Genomic DNA, 19,677 nt, shown 5'->3' with positions numbered 1-19,677 from the left:
ACCGAAATGATTCGAGAAATTACCAGTTTTGTGATATAGTGATGGACAACATAAATTAAATGTACTTTGAAAGGAATTTTACGAATGTTGTTTGATGAAAAGATAAACCGTTTAAATACAAACTCGATTAAATGGGATCGCTACAAAAATCCTGAAATCATCGCAATGGGCACAGCGGATATGGATTTCAAATCTCCGGGCTGTGTTACACAAGCGCTGATTGAACGTGCCAAGGTTGGTATGTTTGCCTATGAATTCAAGTCGGATTCTTACTACCAGGCCATTATCAATTGGTATAAGCGGAGATATAACTGGGACTTGCGTAAAGAATGGATTGCCAATAGTCCTGGAATATGGGCGGGCATGAGAATGTGCGTGGATACATTTACTAAACTTGGAGATAAGATTATTGTTAGTTCTCCTTATTATCATCCCGTTGCCACAATTATTGAGAAGAGTGGACGAGAGATGATAACTAGCTCCTTGATTCTTAATAATGGAAAATATTATATGGATATGATGGATTTTGAGAGTAAATTGGCGTATGAAAAGACAAAAATGTTTATTCTCATCAATCCACAAAATCCAACCGGACGAGTTTTTACTAGGGATGAATTACAACAAATAGGAGAAATTTGTAAAAAACATGGTGTCATGGTGGTTTCCGATGAAGTACATGCGAATATTACCTATGACGGACATGTTCATATTCCCTTTGCTTCAGTGTCAGAAGATTTGGCAATGCAATCAATCGTACTTGCAGCTCCTAGTAAGGCGTTTAATTTGCAGGGATTGACTTATGGTATACTAATAATCCCCAATAGTGAATACAGGGAAATGTATGAAGAAACGATGTGTGGATATGATTTTGACTTTGCAACCAATGTGTTCAGTATGAGGGCACTGGAAGCTGCCTATAGTCAAGGTGAACCCTGGTTAAACGAACTCAATGCATATCTCCAGGGTAATCTGGATTATCTTAGCAATTATTTTGAAACGTACATTCCTCAAATTAAAGTGATCAGACCTGAAGGTGCCTATATGGTTTGGCTGGATTGTAGAGGACTGGGGATGCAACCGGCACAATTGCAACACCTCTTTTACGATAAAGCAAAAGTTGCATTAACTGGTGGTGAAAATTTCGGTACAGATGGCGAAGGTTTTCAACGCATAAATATTGCATGCGCAAGGAGTCTCTTAGAAGAGGCGTTAAAAAGAATTCGGCATATAATAGGCAGTTTGTAAGTTTCTTTAGGTTAAAAAAAGACCTCCTATGGTAGGATAAAAATGACTACCATGGGAGGTTTGTTATGTCAGAAAAAAGGAGGAAGCATTAATTTGATACTAGATGTTTCTAGCCACTTCATAGGCATCCCAGATAGCATACATAATGTTCTGTACCTGTCTGGCATCACCTAGTAAATGTACTTGGGGAGCATAGAATTTTATTTCGTCATATAGACTTCTCTGGGAATTATAGCCGATGGATACGATTGCTGAATCAGCAATTATAGCTTCTTCCTTGTCGGAAGATTTCAACAGGAAGCCATTATCTGTCGTTCCTGCTATAACCGTATTTAATCTCACATCTATTTTTTTAAACTTCATTAAATCTCTAAGCATATCCTCGTTGGCATGGCACAATGGTCCGCCAATTTTTAAAATATCGTTTTGCATTTCAATGAGCGTAACTTGCTTGCCTTGGTCAGCTAACCACAAAGCAGTTTCACAGCCGACAAGTCCGCCGCCGACAATTATGGTGGAATTGCCAGCATTTTTTTTGCCAAGAAGCACTTCTTCGGCCGTATAAACATTATTAGCATTATCAATTTTAAGCATTTTTGGTGCGGAGCCTGTTGCAACTATAACCACATCAGCGTTTGTTTCCTGAACAATTTCTTTGGTAACTTTAGTATTAAAATGTATAGTTACATTTAAATCTTCAAGTTCGCCAGTATACCATCTAGCCAGTTCTCTATCGTCATCCTTAAAGTCCGGCACACCACCAGGTATAATGTTACCACCAAGTCTGCCGGTCTTCTCAAATAATGTAACTTTGTGTCCTCTTATTGCACATACTCTTGCTGCTTCGCAGCCAGCTACGCCACCGCCGACAATCATTACGTTTTTAACTGCTTTAGCCGGCCATAAGCCGTATTCATTTTCTCTGCCGCAAGCTGGATTTACGGCACATGATATAGTAGCAAATGATGCCAGTCTGCCCATACAGCCTTCCTGACACGACAGGCAAGGGCGTATTTTATCATATCTACCGGACCTAATCTTGTTAGGTATTTCAGAATCTGCCAGCAACGGTCTTCCTAATGCAATCATATCTGTTTTGCCTTGTTTTATTGAATCACTTGCAAGATCAGGGTTTTCCATTCTCCCTGCGGTTATAACCGGAACCTTTAGAACTTTTTTCAATATTGCATTATATGGTAAATATAATCCTTTTTCCTGATACATAGGCGGATGACTCCAGTACCAAGAATCATAGGAACCTACATCGCCATTAAAGGCGTCATAGCCGGCTTCTTCAAGAATTTTGGCTGCTTCAATGCCTTCCTCGATATCTCGTCCCTTTTCTGGAAATTCTTCTCCTGGTAATCCGCCGCTTTTCCAATCTTTAATAAAACTTTTGATACTATAACGAAGTGAGACCGGAAAATCTTGCCCACAGGATTGTTTGATAGCTTGTACAATTTCTATCGCAAACCTAAGTCTGTTTCTGAGACTACCACCGTATTCATCCGTTCTGTTATTAAAAAATGCAATTGCGAATTGATCGAGAAGATAGCCTTCATGTACTGCATGAATTTCAACGCCATCAAAGCCTGCTTTTTTGGCGATAGCAGCTGATTCTGCAAATTTTTTAATATAGGTTTTTATTTCTTCGGTCGTCAATTCTCTGCAGGTAACATTAGAAAGCCATCTGTGTGGTATAGGAGAGGGAGCAACTGCGGTATTTCCTACAATGGAAGGAATACTAACCCGCCCAAACCCGGCGGATAACTGAAGGAAAATTTTAGCATTATAGGCATGTATTCTTTCTGTCATTAGTTTACCGGTTTTGACAAAGTTTAAAGGATTGAGTGTTGGGCAAGGCATGGATGGTAAAGCGCATTTTTCAATGTCATTCTCGACCATAGTTACGCCGGTCATAAGTAGTCCGGTGCCACCTTTTGCTCTTTCCACATAATATTCTACGCCGCGCTCATTGTAGGTTCCGTCGGCATCACATAACCCGCCGGGACCCATAGGTGCCATAACAAACCTGTTTTTTAACTCAAGTTTACCTATCTTTATAGGCTCAAAGAGAATTTTATGTTCTTCTTTCAAGTGGAATCCCTCCCATAGAATTAATTCGGTGAATGCATTCATCGCAATTAATTCTATCTTTTTTTGAGAGAGAAGTCAATTGGACTTATATTTCTGAATATTTATACGCCCCTTGAGTTTGACAAAATAATTTTACTAAATCATAATAAATATATTATATGATTTGTTCAAAATAGGAGTAATGATGGAAGAAAAAAAGTTGACAAATAGGCAAATACAAGCAATAAATACTAAAAATAGGATATACCAGGTCGCAATTCATTTACTGGAGAAAAAAGGATACGAGAATATTACAATAGGTGAAATATGCAACAATGCAGGGGTCTCAGTAGGCTCATTTTATAACTACTTTGAATCTAAAAATGACATACTTGCGGAAATATATAAAAGAGCAGATGACTATTTTCGTGACGAAGTTGCACAGTATTTGACCAGCTCACATACGTTAGATCAGATTATAGAGTACTTTGGTTATTATGCAAAGTATAACGAAGCTGTTGGAATTGATACTATGAGACAATTATACAATGCTGCTAACAATAAGATGTTTGTTAAAAAGGGCAGGTATATGCAAACCCTATTGCAAGAGGTAATAAAAAAAGGGCAGGATAAAAACGAAATAGCAAAAGATATGACGGTAGAAAATATTTCTGAGTATTTGTTTATAGCAGCAAGGGGGCTTATATATGATTGGTGTCTGCATGATGGACAAAAGAATCTCCCAGATGCCATGAATAAGTTTATGAAACGCTTTGTATATATATTTAAAGGATAGTATGGCAATGGCAAGTAAAACTGTATTTTCAATGCGACTTGTGCAATTGAAGGATCTTCCTATATGTATCCCTTCTAATGGACTCATAGTGACAATTTAAAAGCGGGGGAATTTAAAAAGTTTATGAAATAGAGGTCTGGTTTCGATATTCTATCGAAGTCAGACCTTTTATGTTTTGTTTTTAAAGTTCCTACTCATATATTGGAACTCTCTATAGCTATGAAAAGGTGGTTTTCTTTATAGCTATTAGTGACAAAAAAAAATGCGGATAATTGTAAGGGGTTGACATAGTAATATTGTCGTAAAAATCTTATTATTTAATCAGGGAAGCGATGACTGCAGCATCGACATAGCCCTTAACAGCGAGGGAGGTTTAGATGAGTATTATAGTGTTGATTCCGTTATTAGTAATAACGGTTCTGTTAATTCGACAGACTCATATGATGGTTGCTGGTATCTGCGGTGCCGTTATAGCTATGTTTATCGGTAATATAGGCTTAATGCAGGCGACCAAGATCGTAACTGATTCTTTGCCTGGCATGTTGACGATGCTTGTACCGATCATCTACTGTTCGACAGCATTAGCGTTATCAAAGACAGGCGGTTTTGAAGCCCTTTTAGCTTTGGCGCGTCATGCGTCAGGCGGGCGGTTGTATCTTGTGGCGGCCGCGGTTGTAATTATTCAGGCCTTGGCAACTTACGCTGCAGGTTTGGCAGCAGGCAACACAATGGCGATCGGACCGTTGGCCTTTGCTATTGCCGGCGTGGTGCCGCAAGTGGTTGCCGGCATGGCTATCGTATCTGCTGTTAGTTTTGAAACTTCGCCATCATCAGCCGAAGCAGCAACCGTTTCCAAAATTGCTGGGATTGATGTAGGAACTTATGTGGATCAATTGTTTCCTATCGCGGTTGCCTTTTGGCTGGTTGGGGCAGCGCTGGCGGCATATGGAGTATGGAAACACGGAAGCTTTATCAAAACTGATTCGCAGAAACAAGCTGAAGAATTGCCCATGGCTGAAAACTGGCGCAGAGCGATTGCACCAATCTATTTTATCGCTGTTGTTGTTGCCGGTAAGTATTTCAATGTTTGGCTGGATTACCCAGTGTTTACGCCGATATTTAACATGATTAGTACTTTGGCGATAGCCGCGATAATGACCCGGTCGGCAGTAGCGAAAGTGGCTGAAGATGTGATTCAGGGGTCGGCCTTTATTTTAACTAAGCTGTTTTCAATTGGTCTGTTTCTCGGTTTTATCAATATTTTGTCAGCCATCGGAACCTTTAAATATATTGCGGGCCTGACAGCAAGCGCACCGGCGTTTATCTTTGTGCCTGTCGCAATTATAACCGGCTTTGCTGTTGCTGTTCCTGCAGGCGCTTATAGTGTAGGGGTAATCAGTTTGATTATGCCTGTTCTTGCCGAGGTTGGCCTGACGCCGCTCCAGATGGGGCTTGTGTCAATAGCCATCGGCATGGGAACACAAATGAGCCCGGTGCAAATAAACGTAGCGGCATTATCGCAGACCTTTGGGATGGATATCACCAAGATTGTGAAGAATAATGCCCCTTATTTAGTTGTTGTATTAGCTGTTCTTTGCGTATTAGGTGTTTTGCTGTAATGACTGACATTCTGGCGGTATCCATTTCTTATGGTGCTAGTGTTCGGGAATTATTGAGACGCCAAGAAGTTATCAGTGGAAAAATTATTTCTTGTAATGCTCGTACCGCGTATTGGGAGTCGAAGGAAGGTGTCCTTTGCATTGGACAGGCTTCGGTTGCCAATGGGCCAATTAATGTGTTAGTAGGAGATAACAGTTGGGCAGGACTGCACCGGCAGCTTCGGGTTGGATTACATCTAGACCTTTGCCGGAAGCAGCGTCGTGGCAGTCCGACTCTACTGATTGACGGGGACTTTGTCGACACTTTCTTTGCTGGAAGGCATGGCAATATTCCGCCAAACGCGTTTCCTTTGGCAGAATGGACTGCTTACATTGCCCAAGCGGGAAAGGGGCCTGTTCATAGCGCTGATTGTGCCGGTGGTAGCCTAACAGATATGAGCATGGTAGCGCACGCAGTATCCAGGCGACTATGGGATTGTAAGCCAATACTACAAAAGGGGCTTGCAGCTCCGGATGATACCAGTTTGGCGGAACATGCGGTTAAAGCTCTTGTCGGCATTGGACCGGGCTTAACTCCAGCCGGTGATGATTTACTTACCGGTTATATCTGTGGTTTGCAGCTGATGCAAGACTATCTTTTTCAGGCAGTGATCTTCCGCGATCAGTTATGTAACTATATTGCCGAAAGGATGAACCGGACTACTGTTATCAGTCAGGCTCATTTAAAATGGGCTTGTCAGGGTTATTATACAGAGCCGTTAACTGAGTTTCTCCAAACTATATCCACAGGAGATTGGGAGAGGGGCATTTGCAAATTAGCTAGCCTCCTGCAGCGAGGATGGTCTTCTGGAACAGACACGGCTGTTGGAATTTTATGGGCTATAGAACATGGAAGGGAGATGTACAATGATAGTTCGCAGTTTAATTAAGTGCAAAACATATCAAGATTCGGTAAAACTTATGAAACTGTCTTCTGTGTTGGCGGCACAAGACGGTGTTTTGCAAGCAAGTGTAGTCATGGCAACAGATATGAACAAGGATGTGCTAAATAGTACTGGCTTGCTTTTGCCTGAGGTGGCTCAGGCTACCCCCAACGACTTGGCTATTGTTATCGCCGCCGAGCAAGAAGAAGTGGCAATGGCAACGATTGAGAAGGCAGAGCAGTTGCTGAGCGAGGCGTCCGGTACAACAGGCAAGGCACGGGAAGTATATCCCAAAACGGTACGTAGTGCGCTAAACGCTTTGCCAGGAGCTAACCTGGTACTCATTTCAGTACCAGGTACTTACGCGGCAGCAGAAGCCCGCAAAGCGCTGGAAAGTGGTTTGCATGTGCATATGTTTAGCGATAACGTAAGCCTTGAGGAAGAAAAAGAGCTGAAAGAGATTGCTGTAAGCAAAGGCTTGTTAATGATGGGGCCTGATTGCGGCACTGCTATCATTAATAATACACCGCTGGCTTTTGCTAATGTGGTAAACCGTGGTCCCATCGGAATAGTTGGCGCATCGGGAACAGGTATTCAGCAAGGCACGGTATTGATCGACCGTTTAGGCTCTGGTATCTCGCATGCCATTGGCACCGGCGGCCGGGATTTGTCAGACCATATTGGCGGTCTCATGATGCTTACCGGCTTTGATTATTTGGAAAACGACCCGGAAACAAAAGTCATCTTACTGATATCTAAACCGGCCGGGCCGCAGACCACCGAAAAATTGCTTAGCAAGATAAAAGCCAGCACTAAGCCAGTTGTGGTCAGTTTAATAAAAGGTGATTTGACTGCTATTAATCAAGCTGGCGGTATTGGAGCATCTACAATTGAAGATGCCGTCTACCAGGCGGTTGCTGTCGCGAATGGTGAAGAGCCGAGGAGCATTCCGCTCAATTACTGGGGTGACAATTCTGAACAGATTGCGGCTGCGAAACGGCAGCTTGCTGGCAGCCAAAAATATCTCAGGGGTTTATTTACCGGGGGTACATTGGCTGATGAGGCTATGGTTATTTTGCGAAGCGCTATCGGTGACGTATATTCCAATATCCCCCTGAATAAGAGCAAGCAGCTAGCGGATGCTAAGGTAAGTAAAGAACACACTGTTATTGATTTAGGGGATGATGAGTTTACCAATGGACGGCCGCACCCGATGATTGACCCACAGCCAAGGAATGAACGGGTACTCAAGGAATTTGTTGATCCGGAAGTGGCTGTGTTACTCTGTGATGTTGTATTGGGGTATGGGAGCCATGATGATCCGGCCCAGGAACTAGCTGCGGCGGTAATGCAAGCAAGAACGCTGCATCCAGGTAGTCATCCAGTCGTTGTGACGTTTGTCTGCGGCACCGAGAAAGACCCGCAAGTGTTAAGCCACCAAGTGACAATTTTGAAACAGGCAGGAATCATCGTATTGGAATCCAATGCTGCCGCAGCCGGTTTCGCAGCAGCATTACTGCCTGAAAACGCAGCAGTATTGTAAGGAGGTTATTATGATGTTGCAGAAAAACTTACTCACAGAAACGCTCAAAGTAGTAAATGTTGGCCTTGACAGCTTCTACAATGACCTGAAGAACAGTGGCGCAGAAGCAGTGCATGTAGACTGGCGTCCGCCGGCCAATGGTAATATTCAATTAGGAAAATGGCTTGCTGCCATGGAAGCCCGCAATGCGAGAATAGAACATGCCAATAAAATTGCAATGGACAAACTCATCAATAGTCAGCCCCGATGGATCGATATAGGTTTAGCCCAAGAAGTTATCCCAGGTATCAAGGGCAAGATAATCCTTCATTCAGGTCCTCCGATAGCATGGCAGAACATGTGCGGTCCGGTACGCGGCGCTATACTTGGCGCAGCCATATATGAAGGCTGGGCAGCCGATGTGGAACAAGCGACGGCATTGATGGAAACCGGTGAAGTGATCTTCTCCCCGTGCCATGATTATGGTGCAGTTGGTCCGATGGCCGGAATTATTTCCCCCTCCATGCCTGTTGTGGTTGTAGAAAACGATAACAGTGGCAATGTTGCATTTTCCAACTTTAATGAAGGATTGGGTAAAGTTCTTCGGTTTGGCGCCAATTCGGCGGAAGTACTTGACAGACTTCGCTGGATGAAAAATGTGCTGGCACCGGTACTGGGTGCAGCCATACGGGATATGGGCGGCATAGATTTAAAAGCCCTTATTGCCAGAGCGCTGCAAATGGGCGATGAATGCCACAACCGGAACAACGCAGCCACATCCTTGCTGATGCGAGAACTCAGTCCTTTCTTGATAAGGCATGCATCTAAGGACGTACTTGAAGAAATCTTTACCTTTTTAGGCAAGAATGACCACTTTTTCCTCAATCTGTCCATGGCCGCCTGCAAGGTTAGTTTAGATGCAGCCCACGGTATTAAGGATAGTACCATGGTGACGGCTATGGCCCGTAATGGTGTAGAATTCGGTATCCGCGTAAGTGGGGCAGGTAATGAGTGGTTTACTGCTCCTGCACCGCCAGTCGATGGCCTGTATTTTTCCGGATATACCGTAAAAGATGCTAATCCTGATCTGGGAGATAGTGCAATTACGGAAACCTTCGGTATTGGCGGCTTTGCGATGGCGGCCGCTCCCGCCATTGTCCAGTTTGTCGGCGGCTCTGCGCAGGACGCTCTTGAATATACCAAAGAGATGTATGAAATTACCATTGCGACTAATCCGGCCTTTAGCCTGCCTGCTTTGGATTTCAAAGCCACTCCGGCGGGAATTGACTTACTAAAAGTGATTGAAACAGGGATTACCCCTCTTATTAATACCGGGGTTGCTCACCGTGAAGCCGGTGTGGGGCAAATTGGCGCCGGAGTGGTTAGAGCCCCTTTCGCTTGTTTTGAAAAAGCATTGGAAGCCCTAAACAAAACCGAATAAAGTAGACTAACTGACAGGTAGATTTTTAACCTATATGAAGGTTTGTCAGATAAAAAATACAACTAAGGGAGATGTGACGAATGCAAAAAGTAGAAGTTTACCGAATTGAGACAGATTCACCGGACGATGTCAAAGGGTTAGCAAAACTCATTGACGCTGGGACAATTAGACCGGAGGAAATTGTGGCAATCCTTGGCAAGACGGAAGGTAACGGTTGTGTTAACGACTTTACCAGAGGCTTCTCCACGTTCGCACTAGCAGTATACCTTGCCGGTAAACTCCAAGTAACCCCGCAAGAAGTGATGCACAAGATCGCGTTTATTATGTCCGGTGGAACCGAAGGTGTAATGTCGCCCCATCTAACCATATTCGTTAAAAGAGAAGTGCCCGAGGTATCTAGTGACATAAAAAGGTTGGCTGTTGGCGTTGCCTTCACCCGTGACTTCTTACCTGAAGAATTAGGCCGAATGGAACAAGTAATGGAAGTAGCCAGGGTAGTTAAAGAAGCCATGTCCGAGGCAAAGATTTCAGATCCCCGGGATGTGCATTTTGTGCAAATTAAGTGCCCCCTTTTAACAGTAGAAAGAATTGCTGATGCGCACAAACGCGGGAAAGAGGTAGCTGTTTACGATACCTATAAATCCATGGCTTATTCTCGTGGTGCCTCCGCGCTGGGCGTTGCTATTGCTTTAGGTGAATTAACACCGGAGCAGGTAACTAATGAAGTCATCTGCCATGACTGGAGCCTGTATTCGACAGTTGCTTCTACCTCCGCCGGGGTTGAGCTGTTGAACGATGAAATTATTGTAGTAGGTAACTCGGTGGACTCGGCTAGCGAGCTGCGAATTGGTCACTCTGTAATGCAAGACTCTATTGATGCTGATGCAGTTCGAGCAGCTTTAAAAGATGGGGGCCTTCAATTTGACTGCTGCCCACCCGACACGGAGCTTAACAAAATCATTAACGTACTGGCCAAAGCAGAAGCCGATACAACAGGAATGGTACGCGGTCGCCGGAATACAATGATTGATGACTCGGACATTAACCACACCCGCTCAGCGAGAGCAGTGGTTAATGCGGTAATTTCCAGCATTGTAAAAGATCCTATGGTGTACGTTTCAGGTGGTGCTGAGCATCAAGGTCCCAATGGTGGCGGGCCTATCGCAGTAATTGCCAAAATCTAATACCATATGCGCTAACCAAAGACAGTAGCCTTTGGTTAGCCTCCATATCTTAATTAAGGGACTGATATTGTGAAATACGTTGCCCTATCATTGGTTGTAGGTGCTATTTGGGCAATGCAGCCGATCATTAATGCCCAGTTAGCCAAATCTATCGGTACAGTTGGGGCCGCAGGCTTCTCATTTGCGGTTGGCTGGGTATTTTTGGCTTGCGCTTTCATTTTTGTACAAGCTCAATCAGGAGTGTCATTTCATTTGGCTCTGGCATTTGAAAATCCGAAACTTTTATTGGGCGGTGTTATTGGTGCGGTTGTCGTTCTAGGCATGACCTACCTAGTTCCCCGCTTCGGGGCAGGTAATACATTGGCTTTAGCAATTACCGGTCAGTTAATTATGGCCGCCGCAATTGACCAATTTGGGCTATTGGGTATACCGCAGGTAGAGTTATCGCCATTCCGGATATTGGGATTTGTATTATTGCTAATAGGTGTGAACATCGTTGTTCATAAATGAAATCGGCCATTTTGGGCGAGGGAGTGGGTAGCTGAATTTTATACTGCCAGCTGCTCCTGGACAATATAAACATCCCGATAAATCTTTAGAATAGGAGAAAAAACATTGATGAAAAAAGTTTCCATTGTAGCAATTGGCGGCAATGCGCTAATTAAAGATAATGATCATATTGCACTGCAGGATCAGCGGCAGGCGGTGGAAGCAACTTGTAAGCATATTGCTGAATTGGTTGCAACCGGAACACAAGTAGTTGTTACTCACGGCAATGGCCCGCAAGTCGGGTTTCTTATGAGGCGAAGTGAGATTGCTCAAACTGAACTGCCATTAATCCCGCTGGATATTCTTGTGGCCGATACGCAGGGCGGAATCGGGTATATGATCCAGCAATGTCTGGTAAACGAGCTTAAGAAGCGCGGTTTAAGTAATGAGGTCGTATCAGTGGTAACCCAGGTTGAGGTAGACGCAGCTGATAGAGCTTTTTCCCATCCCGCTAAACCTATCGGTGGTTTTATGACAGAGGAAATAGCCCAGCATCATGCTAAGAATGAAGGCTGGACGGTATTTGAGGATGCCGGGCGGGGATGGCGCCGGGCAGTGGCCTCGCCTGAGCCGATTAACATTTTGGAAATCGGCGTTATCCGTAGTCTAATTAACCAAGGAACAGTCGTAATCTGCTGTGGTGGCGGCGGAATTCCAATTGTCAATATAGAAGGTTCTATCCAAGGGGTCGCAGCAGTAATTGACAAAGACAAAGTATCGGCGTTATTAGCCCGGGATCTAAAGGCTGATATGCTGGTTGTTACTACTGGCGTGGAAAAGGTAGCCATTAATTTTGGCACTCCCGAGCAAAAAGTTATTGATACTATGACAGTTGCTGAAGCCGAAGCTTATTATAACGAGGGGCATTTCCCGCCAGGCAGCATGGGACCGAAGATTGAGGCCGCTTTGGATTACTTGCGCGGTACCGAGGGAGTAGCCATTATCACAACCCCAGAAAAGATGGCGGAGGCGATAAGCGGACATACGGGGACACATATTGTGCAAAGCAAATAAATCTGGCAAGTATGACAAGTGCTCCTTGTTGGTAATTCCTACTGCCGACATATAAATATGTTGTTAAAAATGGTATAATCCTTCAATTTATTAAGGATAGCAATATTCGTGGTTCTGAATATTATCGCGGGGAGGTAAATGACTATGGTTAACAAACAGATATTTGAAAAACTAACACAACTAAATCTTTCTGCAATGGCTGAGAGCTATCAATTATTATCTGAAAATCCTGAAAATTCATCCCTTCCCGTCGATGAACTTTTAGGAATGATCGTTGATGCAGAATGGACGGCCAGAAGCAACAAACGGTTACAACGCCTGCTAAAAGAATCTTCTATGATATCCGGTTGCTGCATTGAGGATATTGATTACCAACCGGCAAGAAACATCAATAGGCAAATGATCGCATTTTTTTCCGAATGCATTTGGATTGCCAATCGCCGTAATATGATTATCACAGGTAAAACCGGAACAGGAAAATCATATTTGGCCTGCGCGTTAGGCAATATGGCTTGTCGCCTAAACTACAGCGTTAAATATTTTCGGCTTCCCCGGTTAATAGCGGATTTGAATATCGCCAAGTTGAACGGCAGCTACAATCGATATCTGAATCAATTGAAAAAATGCCAACTATTGATTTTAGATGATTGGGGTCTAGCTGAAATTACCGCTGACAGCCGTGACATCTTGGAGATGATTAACTATAGGTTGCATACGGGTTCCACTCTTCTCGCGTCGCGAATTCCGCTTCAAGAATGGGATGCGTTGTTCGATGCCCCCACTTTGGCGGACGATTGCTTTGACAGTCTCCTGTATAATGCTTATCGCATTGAACTTGGTGGTGATTCGATGCGCAAAGTCATGGCGAAAACCAATGCAACTCAAATTGATTTCAACTAATTTCTTGTGATTCCAAATTACAACGCTATGCTTATGACCGGAAGGATAAAACCTTGTCAGTTTGGGGCGAGATCGGCTGCCAACTTGGCCGAAATACACGGATTTTTTAATTATTCTATACACAAAGGCAGCGGCTATTCTTCATGATAAAAGATATGCCGTTGCCTTTATTTCATGGTTTTATTTTGCTGTCTGCTTGTATTTCAGGCAGTTACAAGCAGATCTGAGCAGGAGCGAAAATTTTTGATTATAGAATTAAACTACGTGTTTAAAGCGTGTTCAGTAAAAATTGACAGTGATTATAAGTCTATAATATAATAATTATAGACTTATAATCAAGGAGATGCTCTATGGGGAATTATCTAAGAAACATGGCTAAGATACTTAAATCCATTGGCGATGAGAAGAGACTAAAAATAATAAAAATGCTTGCCTCAAATGCCGATGAAATCTTTTGCGTTTCTGATATAGCTGAAAGACTGGGAATTTCGCAACCTGCGGCATCACAGCACATAAGAGTTTTGAAAGATATTGGCATTCTCGATGAAAACCGAAAAGGCTTTAGAGTTTTCTACACAATTAATTCTGAGGTAATGGCAGAATACTTAAAGGAAATAGAAGAACTCTTTACAAGAGCCTTTGAGAAATGCCCCTATAATTTTTCTTGTGCGGATTGCCCATATCATAACAAGTGTCAATGATTTTAATATTATGTCCTGACTATAAGAAAATGCTTATAATCTTATAGCCTTGCAATTTTATGATCCTATGCTCCTATAGTTAAGAAGAGGGGGTATAAAGCTTGAACAAATTATAATACTTCAATATCTTCGTTGTTTGTACAGATATTATTATCCTTCAGGCCTGCATGCATAAGAAAAAATAAAAATATGAGGTGAACATTTATGACAAGTAAAAGTAATATTCCCTTATTGGAAGTCGATGAAGTAAAAATAACAATAATCATGGATAATACTGTTGACTTATTAATGGCCAGCACAGAGGTTGCCAGTAGATTTAGCTCATACTCAAAAGACGTTTTACCGATAGCAGAACATGGGTTTTCAGCACTAATCCAGGTAAAAAGTGGGGATAAACAAGGAACAGTACTATTAGATACAGGTATGACTGCCAATGGCGTCTTGCATAATATGACTGCATTAGGTATTGACTTATCTGATTTACAGGCAATTGTAATTAGCCATGGTCACTGCGACCATACGCTGGGATTACCTAACCTAATTGAAAAATTAGGAACACAACAATGCTCTCTTGTTTTACATCCGGATGCTTACCTGGAGAGAAAGATTGTAATACCCGACGGTCAGGAATTGAGCATTTCGCCGCCCCAAATAACTGCATTGCGCAAGGAAAATATTTCCTTTGTTGAAAATACCGGTCCAACTTTGCTGGCTGATAATATGATTCTAGTTTCTGGTGAAATCGCTCGCTCAACAGAATTTGAAAAGGGGTTTCCTATTCATTACTCAAACCGTAATGGTAAATGGGAAAACGATCCATATATAAAGGATGACCAGTGTATTATTATGAATGTTCGTGGGCAAGGATTAGTCGTAATTACAGGTTGTTGTCATTCTGGAATTATCAATACCATTCGTCATGCGCAAACTTTGACTAATTGCCAACAAGTTTATGCCATATTAGGAGGCTTACATCTAACTGGTGGGATATTTGAAGAAATTATTCCTGCTACAATTACCGAATTAAAGAAGATTAATCCAACCTATTTGATGCCAGGCCACTGCACGGGATGGTCTGCCATACACCAAATTGCCCAAACAATGCCTCAAGCATTTATACCGAACAGTGTTGGTACTACAGTAGTATTCAAAGCGAATAAAAAAGACTGATGCGATAGTGTTTAATAATTTTTGGTTAAGTATGTATTAATGTGAAGGCAGGAAAAATTATTTATGATAAGTACTAATAACATCATTATAAAATCAACTTGACAAGATAAGAAATATTCTTATAATTAATGTTAGATAGACTAACATTAATGCTTCGACGAGCAACATAGGAATTGAATTAGTTGTTTCTGAAGAAACTATATTTTTTTAAAAATTATGTTAGTTACTATAACTAACATAAAGGTAAAAAATAATAATGTCCGTACCAGGATTCAAGCGTAACAGAGAAATATTATTTAAAGAGGGGGAATTACAAATGAAAAGTAAAATAGCGGAAGCAGTCCAACTGAAGTATTTACCGGTTGCAGTAGTATTTAGCAATGAAAGGCCAGATGGAGCGATTCAGTTTCAGGAAGGAAAGTACGGCTGTGTAGTAGCAATGCTAAATGCAGCTGCCAAAGGAAAAACAGTGGTATTTGACCGCAAAACCTTCGGCTGTCCGGGGGGCGGTGCGGGTTTGGGTTTTGGTAATACCTATAAGAATTTTCCAGGCGGAATAGGGAATTTCCTATCGACAGGGAATCCGGAGTTTTGCAAAACAGAGATTGGCCAAAAGGTTGTAAAACAACTGCCTGCATTGGAGCACGGAGAAGGTTATCAAAAAAGTCCTGAAGTAGCTGAGCAATTCATTAATTCTTTACCAATGATCGATGTGCCTACGGAGTATGTTATTTTTAAGCCACTAGAACAGTGTTCAGAAAATGAAACTCCTAAAGTAGTAGTGTTCTTGGCTAATCCTGACCAGATTTCCGCATTAACTGTTTTAGTGAGTTATACCCGAGGGTCTTATGATAATGTGATCGCCCCGTATGGTGCTGGTTGCCATCAAATAGGGATAATTCCATATAAAGAAAGTGAGTCGGAAAATCCAAGAGCAGTTATCGGGTTGACAGATCCCACCATTAGAACTAAATTGGATAAGGATTTATTGTCATTTACTGTACCCTATAGAATGTTTATTGAAATGGAATCCAACGTAGCAGGAAGCTTTCTTGAAAAACATGACTGGTTAAAAATATTGGAGAGAAAAGCTAACTAGTGAAAAGTAATTACTGCTATAATAGAGAAGAAATATATAAAGATATCAATTTGCGTTATTAGGAACAAAGAAAAATTGGCCTCTTAACAAAGTTAATCCCTGGCCGGGACGGTAGTATCGCGCGATAGCGTGAATGCTTTTGTCCCGACTGGGGAATCGTGCTATAAAGGGGCATTTACCTGGTGTATCGATCTTCAAGGGAGCAGGGAAGGTGTTTGCCTAAGGATGGCATATAGTACTTGATAGAGTGTTAAAATGAAAATAAAGAATTCAACGTAACAGGAAGCAGTCTCAAAAACATAACTGGTTAAAAATATTGGAGAGAAAAGCTAACTAGTGAAAAATAATTATTGTTATAATAGGGAAGGGATATATATTAAGTTTGCATCATTTATAAGGGTATTAGTTCGTACCAGTGTCAGGTAAAGATTGGGGGAATGATTGTGCCAGAAAGCGAGTTGTCCACTTCCGATAAAATTCTTAAGACAGCAGTTGCCTTGATAGAGGAAAAAGGTTTTCATGCTGTAACAATGAAAGAAATTGCTACTACGGTTGGGGTAAGTGAGATGACGGTATTTCGCCATTTTTCATCGAAAAAAGGCATCTTGGAAGTAGCTATAGAAAAATGTTCGTTTATTCCAACCTTGCGAGAGTTTGAAACCCAATTAACATGGGAGTTAGAACACGATTTACTTTTACTCTGTGAAATATACCAGAAAATAATGCATACAAATCGATCCATCATATTGATTTTAATGCAAGAAAGAGCTATGTTGTCTGATGAAAATCGACAAGGGTTACCGCCATATCATTTGAAAGAGTTCATAACAAAGTACTTTAAAGAAATGCAAGCTAAGGATAAAATAGTAACAGAAAATATTGATGCTCTTACGTTAGCCTTTATGATGATGAACTTTGGTTACTTCTACTCCAAGACAACGCTTTCGAAAGATTTTATCAATGTATCGGATGAAACATATATTGATGTTTGCGTACAATTGTTTGTAAAAAGTCTAAAAATATGAAACGCGCCGAGTTCGACATAAAGTTCAAAATAACAGCCTTAATACATCAAAATTGAGGCTGTTTTCCTTTATTGGTAGAGAGGAGGTGCTAGCATGTTACCAGTTGTGATGCAAAACTGTATAAAGTATCTCGAACAAAATTCTTTTATCATAAAGTGTCCGAATGAAGAGGCGATTCACCTTAGAGACATAGCGGTAGAATATGTTAATAGTAGTAAACTAATAAATAATAGAGTGGTTGCCGTACTTTTGACAGGCTCATCAGCCAGTGGTTATTCGGGAATAGGTAGTGACATCGATTTGGATGTACTGCTAGACAGTAACTCCAAACCGATTAAGAAGATTATGTTCAAAGGTATACCTATTGATTTACAGTTCAAATCATACACTGAGTGGCGAAGCGATTGCCTAGCCGGTGGCGAGTCAGTCAAATATTTAACTCATACTATACCAATTTACGATAGAGATACGATTTTTATTGAGTTTCAAAAGGATATTCTGCAACAGTATTATTCGGTTGAAAATATGCAAAAGCAATATCAAAGAAGCTTTGATATCGTAAATGAAAGGTCTTACTATGGAGTTGCTGACGCTAGAAAGGGGTTCCTCGTACCAGCGGCAATAAACATAGAATCTGCTCTTTATGAAGCGATAAGTTTACTGATTTACAGATATAAAGGATTTACAGCAACATCCTTACTGTTAACGGAGTTTGACAGGATAAGTAAAAGCTTAGGACACGGTGAATGGTTTAATAAAACAGTAAAGTATATGAGATTTGATATTTCCCATGATCAAAGTGAGGAACTTTTAAAAATATATAATGAGTTGTTTGTTAGAATGAGAAGGTTACTAGCGGCTAATAGGGAACTTGCTAAACGGATAAGAAGAATGAAACTGGACTATTATTCGGCTGCTAATCAATTGGAAGAGTTATGTTCGGAAATAAATTATCAACAGTTATATGATAAAATAATGAAAACTATTACTGGAAATAAAATATATGAAGCCGGATTATCGTTGTTCTTTGAAGTCCATTACAATTTCTTTATGTTTAGTCCGTTTTTCTATTTGAAAAACATAAATAGCATGGCAAGCGGAAAAGAAATGGTTGCTACTTCTTTTGCGGATTTGTTGAATTGCTGGGATGCTGATATAAAAAAGCTATGGACGAAAGTTTATCGTGCTGATTTACTTACAGAGAAATCTTTAATTGAAATGGCTAACCTAAGTAATGAAATAGTATCATTTTGTTCTTGCAATCCTCACCAAGCAAACAAGCGGGAGGGGGCGCCGTTCACCACCGACCGCGGCGGAGAGTAAAAAAACCGCCCATCAAATGAAGGCAGTACTATAAATGCAAAGCCAAAAGCAGAATTTTATTTTTTCCGGTTAGGCAGTCTGTAAGGGCTGGCGTGCTTGCGACACGTCAGTCCTTTTCTTGTATTTGTTATATCCAGCGGATTAAAATAGGCAACTGAACAAATACGTATGTTTCTTACTGTATTCCCATAAATTCTTTGGTTACGGACTGGAAAGCATTAAGGGCCGGAGACAACCATTTATCCTTGTGATAGGCTAGTTGGATAACGGTGTTAAAATCCTCTCCAGCCCAATTTAAATCTACCAATTGGCTAGATTTTAATTCTTCTTCAATCGCAACTTTGGGCAAAAAAGTAATACCGAGGCCACTTATTGTACACTGCTTCATAGCCACTACGCTACCAATTTCCAAAACTGTCTCAGGATAAACATTCGCACTTGACAATATACCTTCTAATATTGTGCGATAGCTACATCCAGGTTCTGCTAAAATTACTGTTTCTTCTCTCAAATCGGCTGGTTCAATCCGGCCTTTCTCAATCATATGATGGCCTCTTTTGGCAATAGCTACTATTGGTTCATCACGCAAAGTAACTGTAATTAGATTAGGGTGCTCCACTTTACGCTGAAAAAAGAGCGCCATATCAATTAAGTTATTTTTGAGCCAATAGAGAAAGTCATTATAAGCACCAATTTTTAGTACTATTTTTACTTGCGGATAACGTTTGCCGTATTCCTGCAGCACTATAGGCAAACGAGTGGCGCATAAAGACTCTGGTGCACCAATTGTAACTGTTCCATGGATGGTTGTCGAATTGGATACCGTTTCTTTAGCTTCCGCCGCCAGGGACAAAAGCTTTTTTGCATAGATATAAAAACATTGTCCTTGATCGGTTAATACTACCTTTTTTCCTAAGCGGTCAAACAGCCTTGCATTTAGTTCCTGTTCCAAAAGTTGAATTTGGGTAGTAATACTTGATTGTGCATATCCTAGCATGTTAGCGGCACGAGAAAAATTAGCAGTGTTGGCTACTGTTAAAAAAGCTTGCAATTGCCTAAATTCCATTCTCTTTTCTTCCTTTATCAAAAA

General features: G+C 41.5%; 17 protein-coding genes. 15 read left to right on the top strand and 2 right to left on the bottom strand.

Annotation, left to right across the window (positions count from 1 at the left end; all coding sequences use genetic code 11):
- Positions 1-84: 84 nt before the first annotated feature.
- Positions 85-1,245 carry a MalY/PatB family protein gene (locus tag SRRS_RS17725; RefSeq protein WP_371362400.1) on the top strand — a complete coding sequence of 387 codons (1,161 nt, stop codon included), beginning with the start codon at positions 85-87 and terminating at the stop codon, positions 1,243-1,245.
- Between the two features lie 99 nt (positions 1,246-1,344).
- On the opposite strand, the gene SRRS_RS17720 is transcribed toward SRRS_RS17725, so the two are convergent.
- Entirely contained in the window at positions 1,345-3,342 is a 1,998-nt protein-coding gene (locus SRRS_RS17720) for an FAD-dependent oxidoreductase (protein WP_371362398.1), read from the bottom strand.
- Between the two features lie 181 nt (positions 3,343-3,523).
- Between SRRS_RS17720 and SRRS_RS17715 the strand changes: the two genes are divergently transcribed.
- The 14 genes from SRRS_RS17715 (at position 3,524) to SRRS_RS17650 (ending at position 18,587) form a co-directional block, all read left to right on the top strand.
- Positions 3,524-4,117: a TetR/AcrR family transcriptional regulator gene (locus tag SRRS_RS17715; protein WP_371362396.1), complete on the top strand. Its 594-nt coding sequence runs from the start codon at positions 3,524-3,526 to the stop codon at positions 4,115-4,117.
- A gap of 377 nt (positions 4,118-4,494) precedes the next feature.
- On the top strand, positions 4,495-5,736 hold the full coding sequence (locus SRRS_RS17710; protein ID WP_371362394.1) for a hypothetical protein: 1,242 nt from the start codon (positions 4,495-4,497) through the stop codon (positions 5,734-5,736).
- Positions 5,736-6,665 carry a DUF2877 domain-containing protein gene (locus SRRS_RS17705; RefSeq protein ID WP_371362393.1) on the top strand — a complete coding sequence of 310 codons (930 nt, stop codon included), beginning with the start codon at positions 5,736-5,738 and terminating at the stop codon, positions 6,663-6,665. Before SRRS_RS17710 ends, SRRS_RS17705 begins: the two co-directional genes overlap by 1 nt.
- Positions 6,643-8,202: an acyl-CoA synthetase FdrA gene (gene fdrA / locus SRRS_RS17700; protein ID WP_371362391.1), complete on the top strand. Its 1,560-nt coding sequence runs from the start codon at positions 6,643-6,645 to the stop codon at positions 8,200-8,202. The genes SRRS_RS17705 and fdrA overlap by 23 nt, the downstream gene beginning before the upstream one ends.
- Positions 8,203-8,212: 10 nt before the next feature.
- Positions 8,213-9,622 carry a DUF1116 domain-containing protein gene (locus SRRS_RS17695; RefSeq protein ID WP_371362389.1) on the top strand — a complete coding sequence of 470 codons (1,410 nt, stop codon included), beginning with the start codon at positions 8,213-8,215 and terminating at the stop codon, positions 9,620-9,622.
- A gap of 80 nt (positions 9,623-9,702) precedes the next feature.
- A complete protein-coding gene (locus SRRS_RS17690; protein ID WP_371362387.1) occupies positions 9,703-10,806 on the top strand; it encodes a ring-opening amidohydrolase in 1,104 nt (367 codons plus the stop codon).
- Positions 10,807-10,875: 69 nt separating this feature from the next.
- A complete protein-coding gene (locus SRRS_RS17685) occupies positions 10,876-11,316 on the top strand; it encodes a DMT family transporter (RefSeq protein ID WP_371362386.1) in 441 nt (146 codons plus the stop codon).
- A 108-nt stretch (positions 11,317-11,424) separates the two neighbouring features.
- Positions 11,425-12,369: a carbamate kinase gene (arcC, locus tag SRRS_RS17680; protein ID WP_371369868.1), complete on the top strand. Its 945-nt coding sequence runs from the start codon at positions 11,425-11,427 to the stop codon at positions 12,367-12,369.
- A gap of 144 nt (positions 12,370-12,513) precedes the next feature.
- Entirely contained in the window at positions 12,514-13,269 is a 756-nt protein-coding gene (istB, locus tag SRRS_RS17675) for an IS21-like element helper ATPase IstB (RefSeq protein WP_371362384.1), read from the top strand.
- 350 nt (positions 13,270-13,619) lie between these two features.
- Entirely contained in the window at positions 13,620-13,970 is a 351-nt protein-coding gene (locus tag SRRS_RS17670) for an ArsR/SmtB family transcription factor (RefSeq protein WP_371362383.1), read from the top strand.
- A gap of 204 nt (positions 13,971-14,174) precedes the next feature.
- On the top strand, positions 14,175-15,140 hold the full coding sequence (locus SRRS_RS17665) for an MBL fold metallo-hydrolase (RefSeq protein WP_371362382.1): 966 nt from the start codon (positions 14,175-14,177) through the stop codon (positions 15,138-15,140).
- A gap of 316 nt (positions 15,141-15,456) precedes the next feature.
- Positions 15,457-16,239 (top strand): DUF169 domain-containing protein, encoded by a 783-nt coding sequence (locus SRRS_RS17660; RefSeq protein ID WP_371362381.1) that lies wholly within the window; start codon positions 15,457-15,459, stop codon positions 16,237-16,239.
- Between the two features lie 443 nt (positions 16,240-16,682).
- The gene (locus tag SRRS_RS17655; RefSeq protein WP_371362379.1) at positions 16,683-17,264 is read left to right on the top strand and encodes a TetR/AcrR family transcriptional regulator; all 582 of its coding nucleotides are present in this window, start codon (positions 16,683-16,685) and stop codon (positions 17,262-17,264) included.
- A gap of 93 nt (positions 17,265-17,357) precedes the next feature.
- Positions 17,358-18,587 (top strand): hypothetical protein, encoded by a 1,230-nt coding sequence (locus SRRS_RS17650; protein ID WP_371362377.1) that lies wholly within the window; start codon positions 17,358-17,360, stop codon positions 18,585-18,587.
- Positions 18,588-18,762: 175 nt separating this feature from the next.
- Here SRRS_RS17650 and SRRS_RS17645 read toward each other — a convergent pair whose 3' ends face one another.
- A complete protein-coding gene (locus tag SRRS_RS17645; protein WP_371362375.1) occupies positions 18,763-19,653 on the bottom strand; it encodes a LysR family transcriptional regulator in 891 nt (296 codons plus the stop codon).
- Positions 19,654-19,677 lie beyond the last annotated feature (24 nt).

It is taken from the genome of Sporomusa rhizae (assembly GCF_041428845.1).
Classification (GTDB): domain Bacteria; phylum Bacillota; class Negativicutes; order Sporomusales; family Sporomusaceae; genus Sporomusa; species Sporomusa rhizae.
This window is presented reverse-complemented; position numbering and strand designations above follow the sequence as displayed.

Coding starts and splice junctions, on each gene's coding strand:
- SRRS_RS17660 (WP_371362381.1), top strand. CDS start 15,457: ATGAAAAGTAAAATAGCGGAAGCAGTCCAACTGAAGTATTTACCGGTT.
- SRRS_RS17650 (WP_371362377.1), top strand. CDS start 17,358: ATGTTACCAGTTGTGATGCAAAACTGTATAAAGTATCTCGAACAAAAT.
- fdrA (WP_371362391.1), top strand. CDS start 6,643: ATGATAGTTCGCAGTTTAATTAAGTGCAAAACATATCAAGATTCGGTA.
- istB (WP_371362384.1), top strand. CDS start 12,514: ATGGTTAACAAACAGATATTTGAAAAACTAACACAACTAAATCTTTCT.
- arcC (WP_371369868.1), top strand. CDS start 11,425: ATGAAAAAAGTTTCCATTGTAGCAATTGGCGGCAATGCGCTAATTAAA.
- SRRS_RS17670 (WP_371362383.1), top strand. CDS start 13,620: ATGGGGAATTATCTAAGAAACATGGCTAAGATACTTAAATCCATTGGC.
- SRRS_RS17690 (WP_371362387.1), top strand. CDS start 9,703: ATGCAAAAAGTAGAAGTTTACCGAATTGAGACAGATTCACCGGACGAT.
- SRRS_RS17695 (WP_371362389.1), top strand. CDS start 8,213: ATGATGTTGCAGAAAAACTTACTCACAGAAACGCTCAAAGTAGTAAAT.
- SRRS_RS17665 (WP_371362382.1), top strand. CDS start 14,175: ATGACAAGTAAAAGTAATATTCCCTTATTGGAAGTCGATGAAGTAAAA.
- SRRS_RS17725 (WP_371362400.1), top strand. CDS start 85: ATGTTGTTTGATGAAAAGATAAACCGTTTAAATACAAACTCGATTAAA.
- SRRS_RS17705 (WP_371362393.1), top strand. CDS start 5,736: ATGACTGACATTCTGGCGGTATCCATTTCTTATGGTGCTAGTGTTCGG.
- SRRS_RS17710 (WP_371362394.1), top strand. CDS start 4,495: ATGAGTATTATAGTGTTGATTCCGTTATTAGTAATAACGGTTCTGTTA.
- SRRS_RS17715 (WP_371362396.1), top strand. CDS start 3,524: ATGATGGAAGAAAAAAAGTTGACAAATAGGCAAATACAAGCAATAAAT.
- SRRS_RS17645 (WP_371362375.1), bottom strand. CDS start 19,653: ATGGAATTTAGGCAATTGCAAGCTTTTTTAACAGTAGCCAACACTGCT.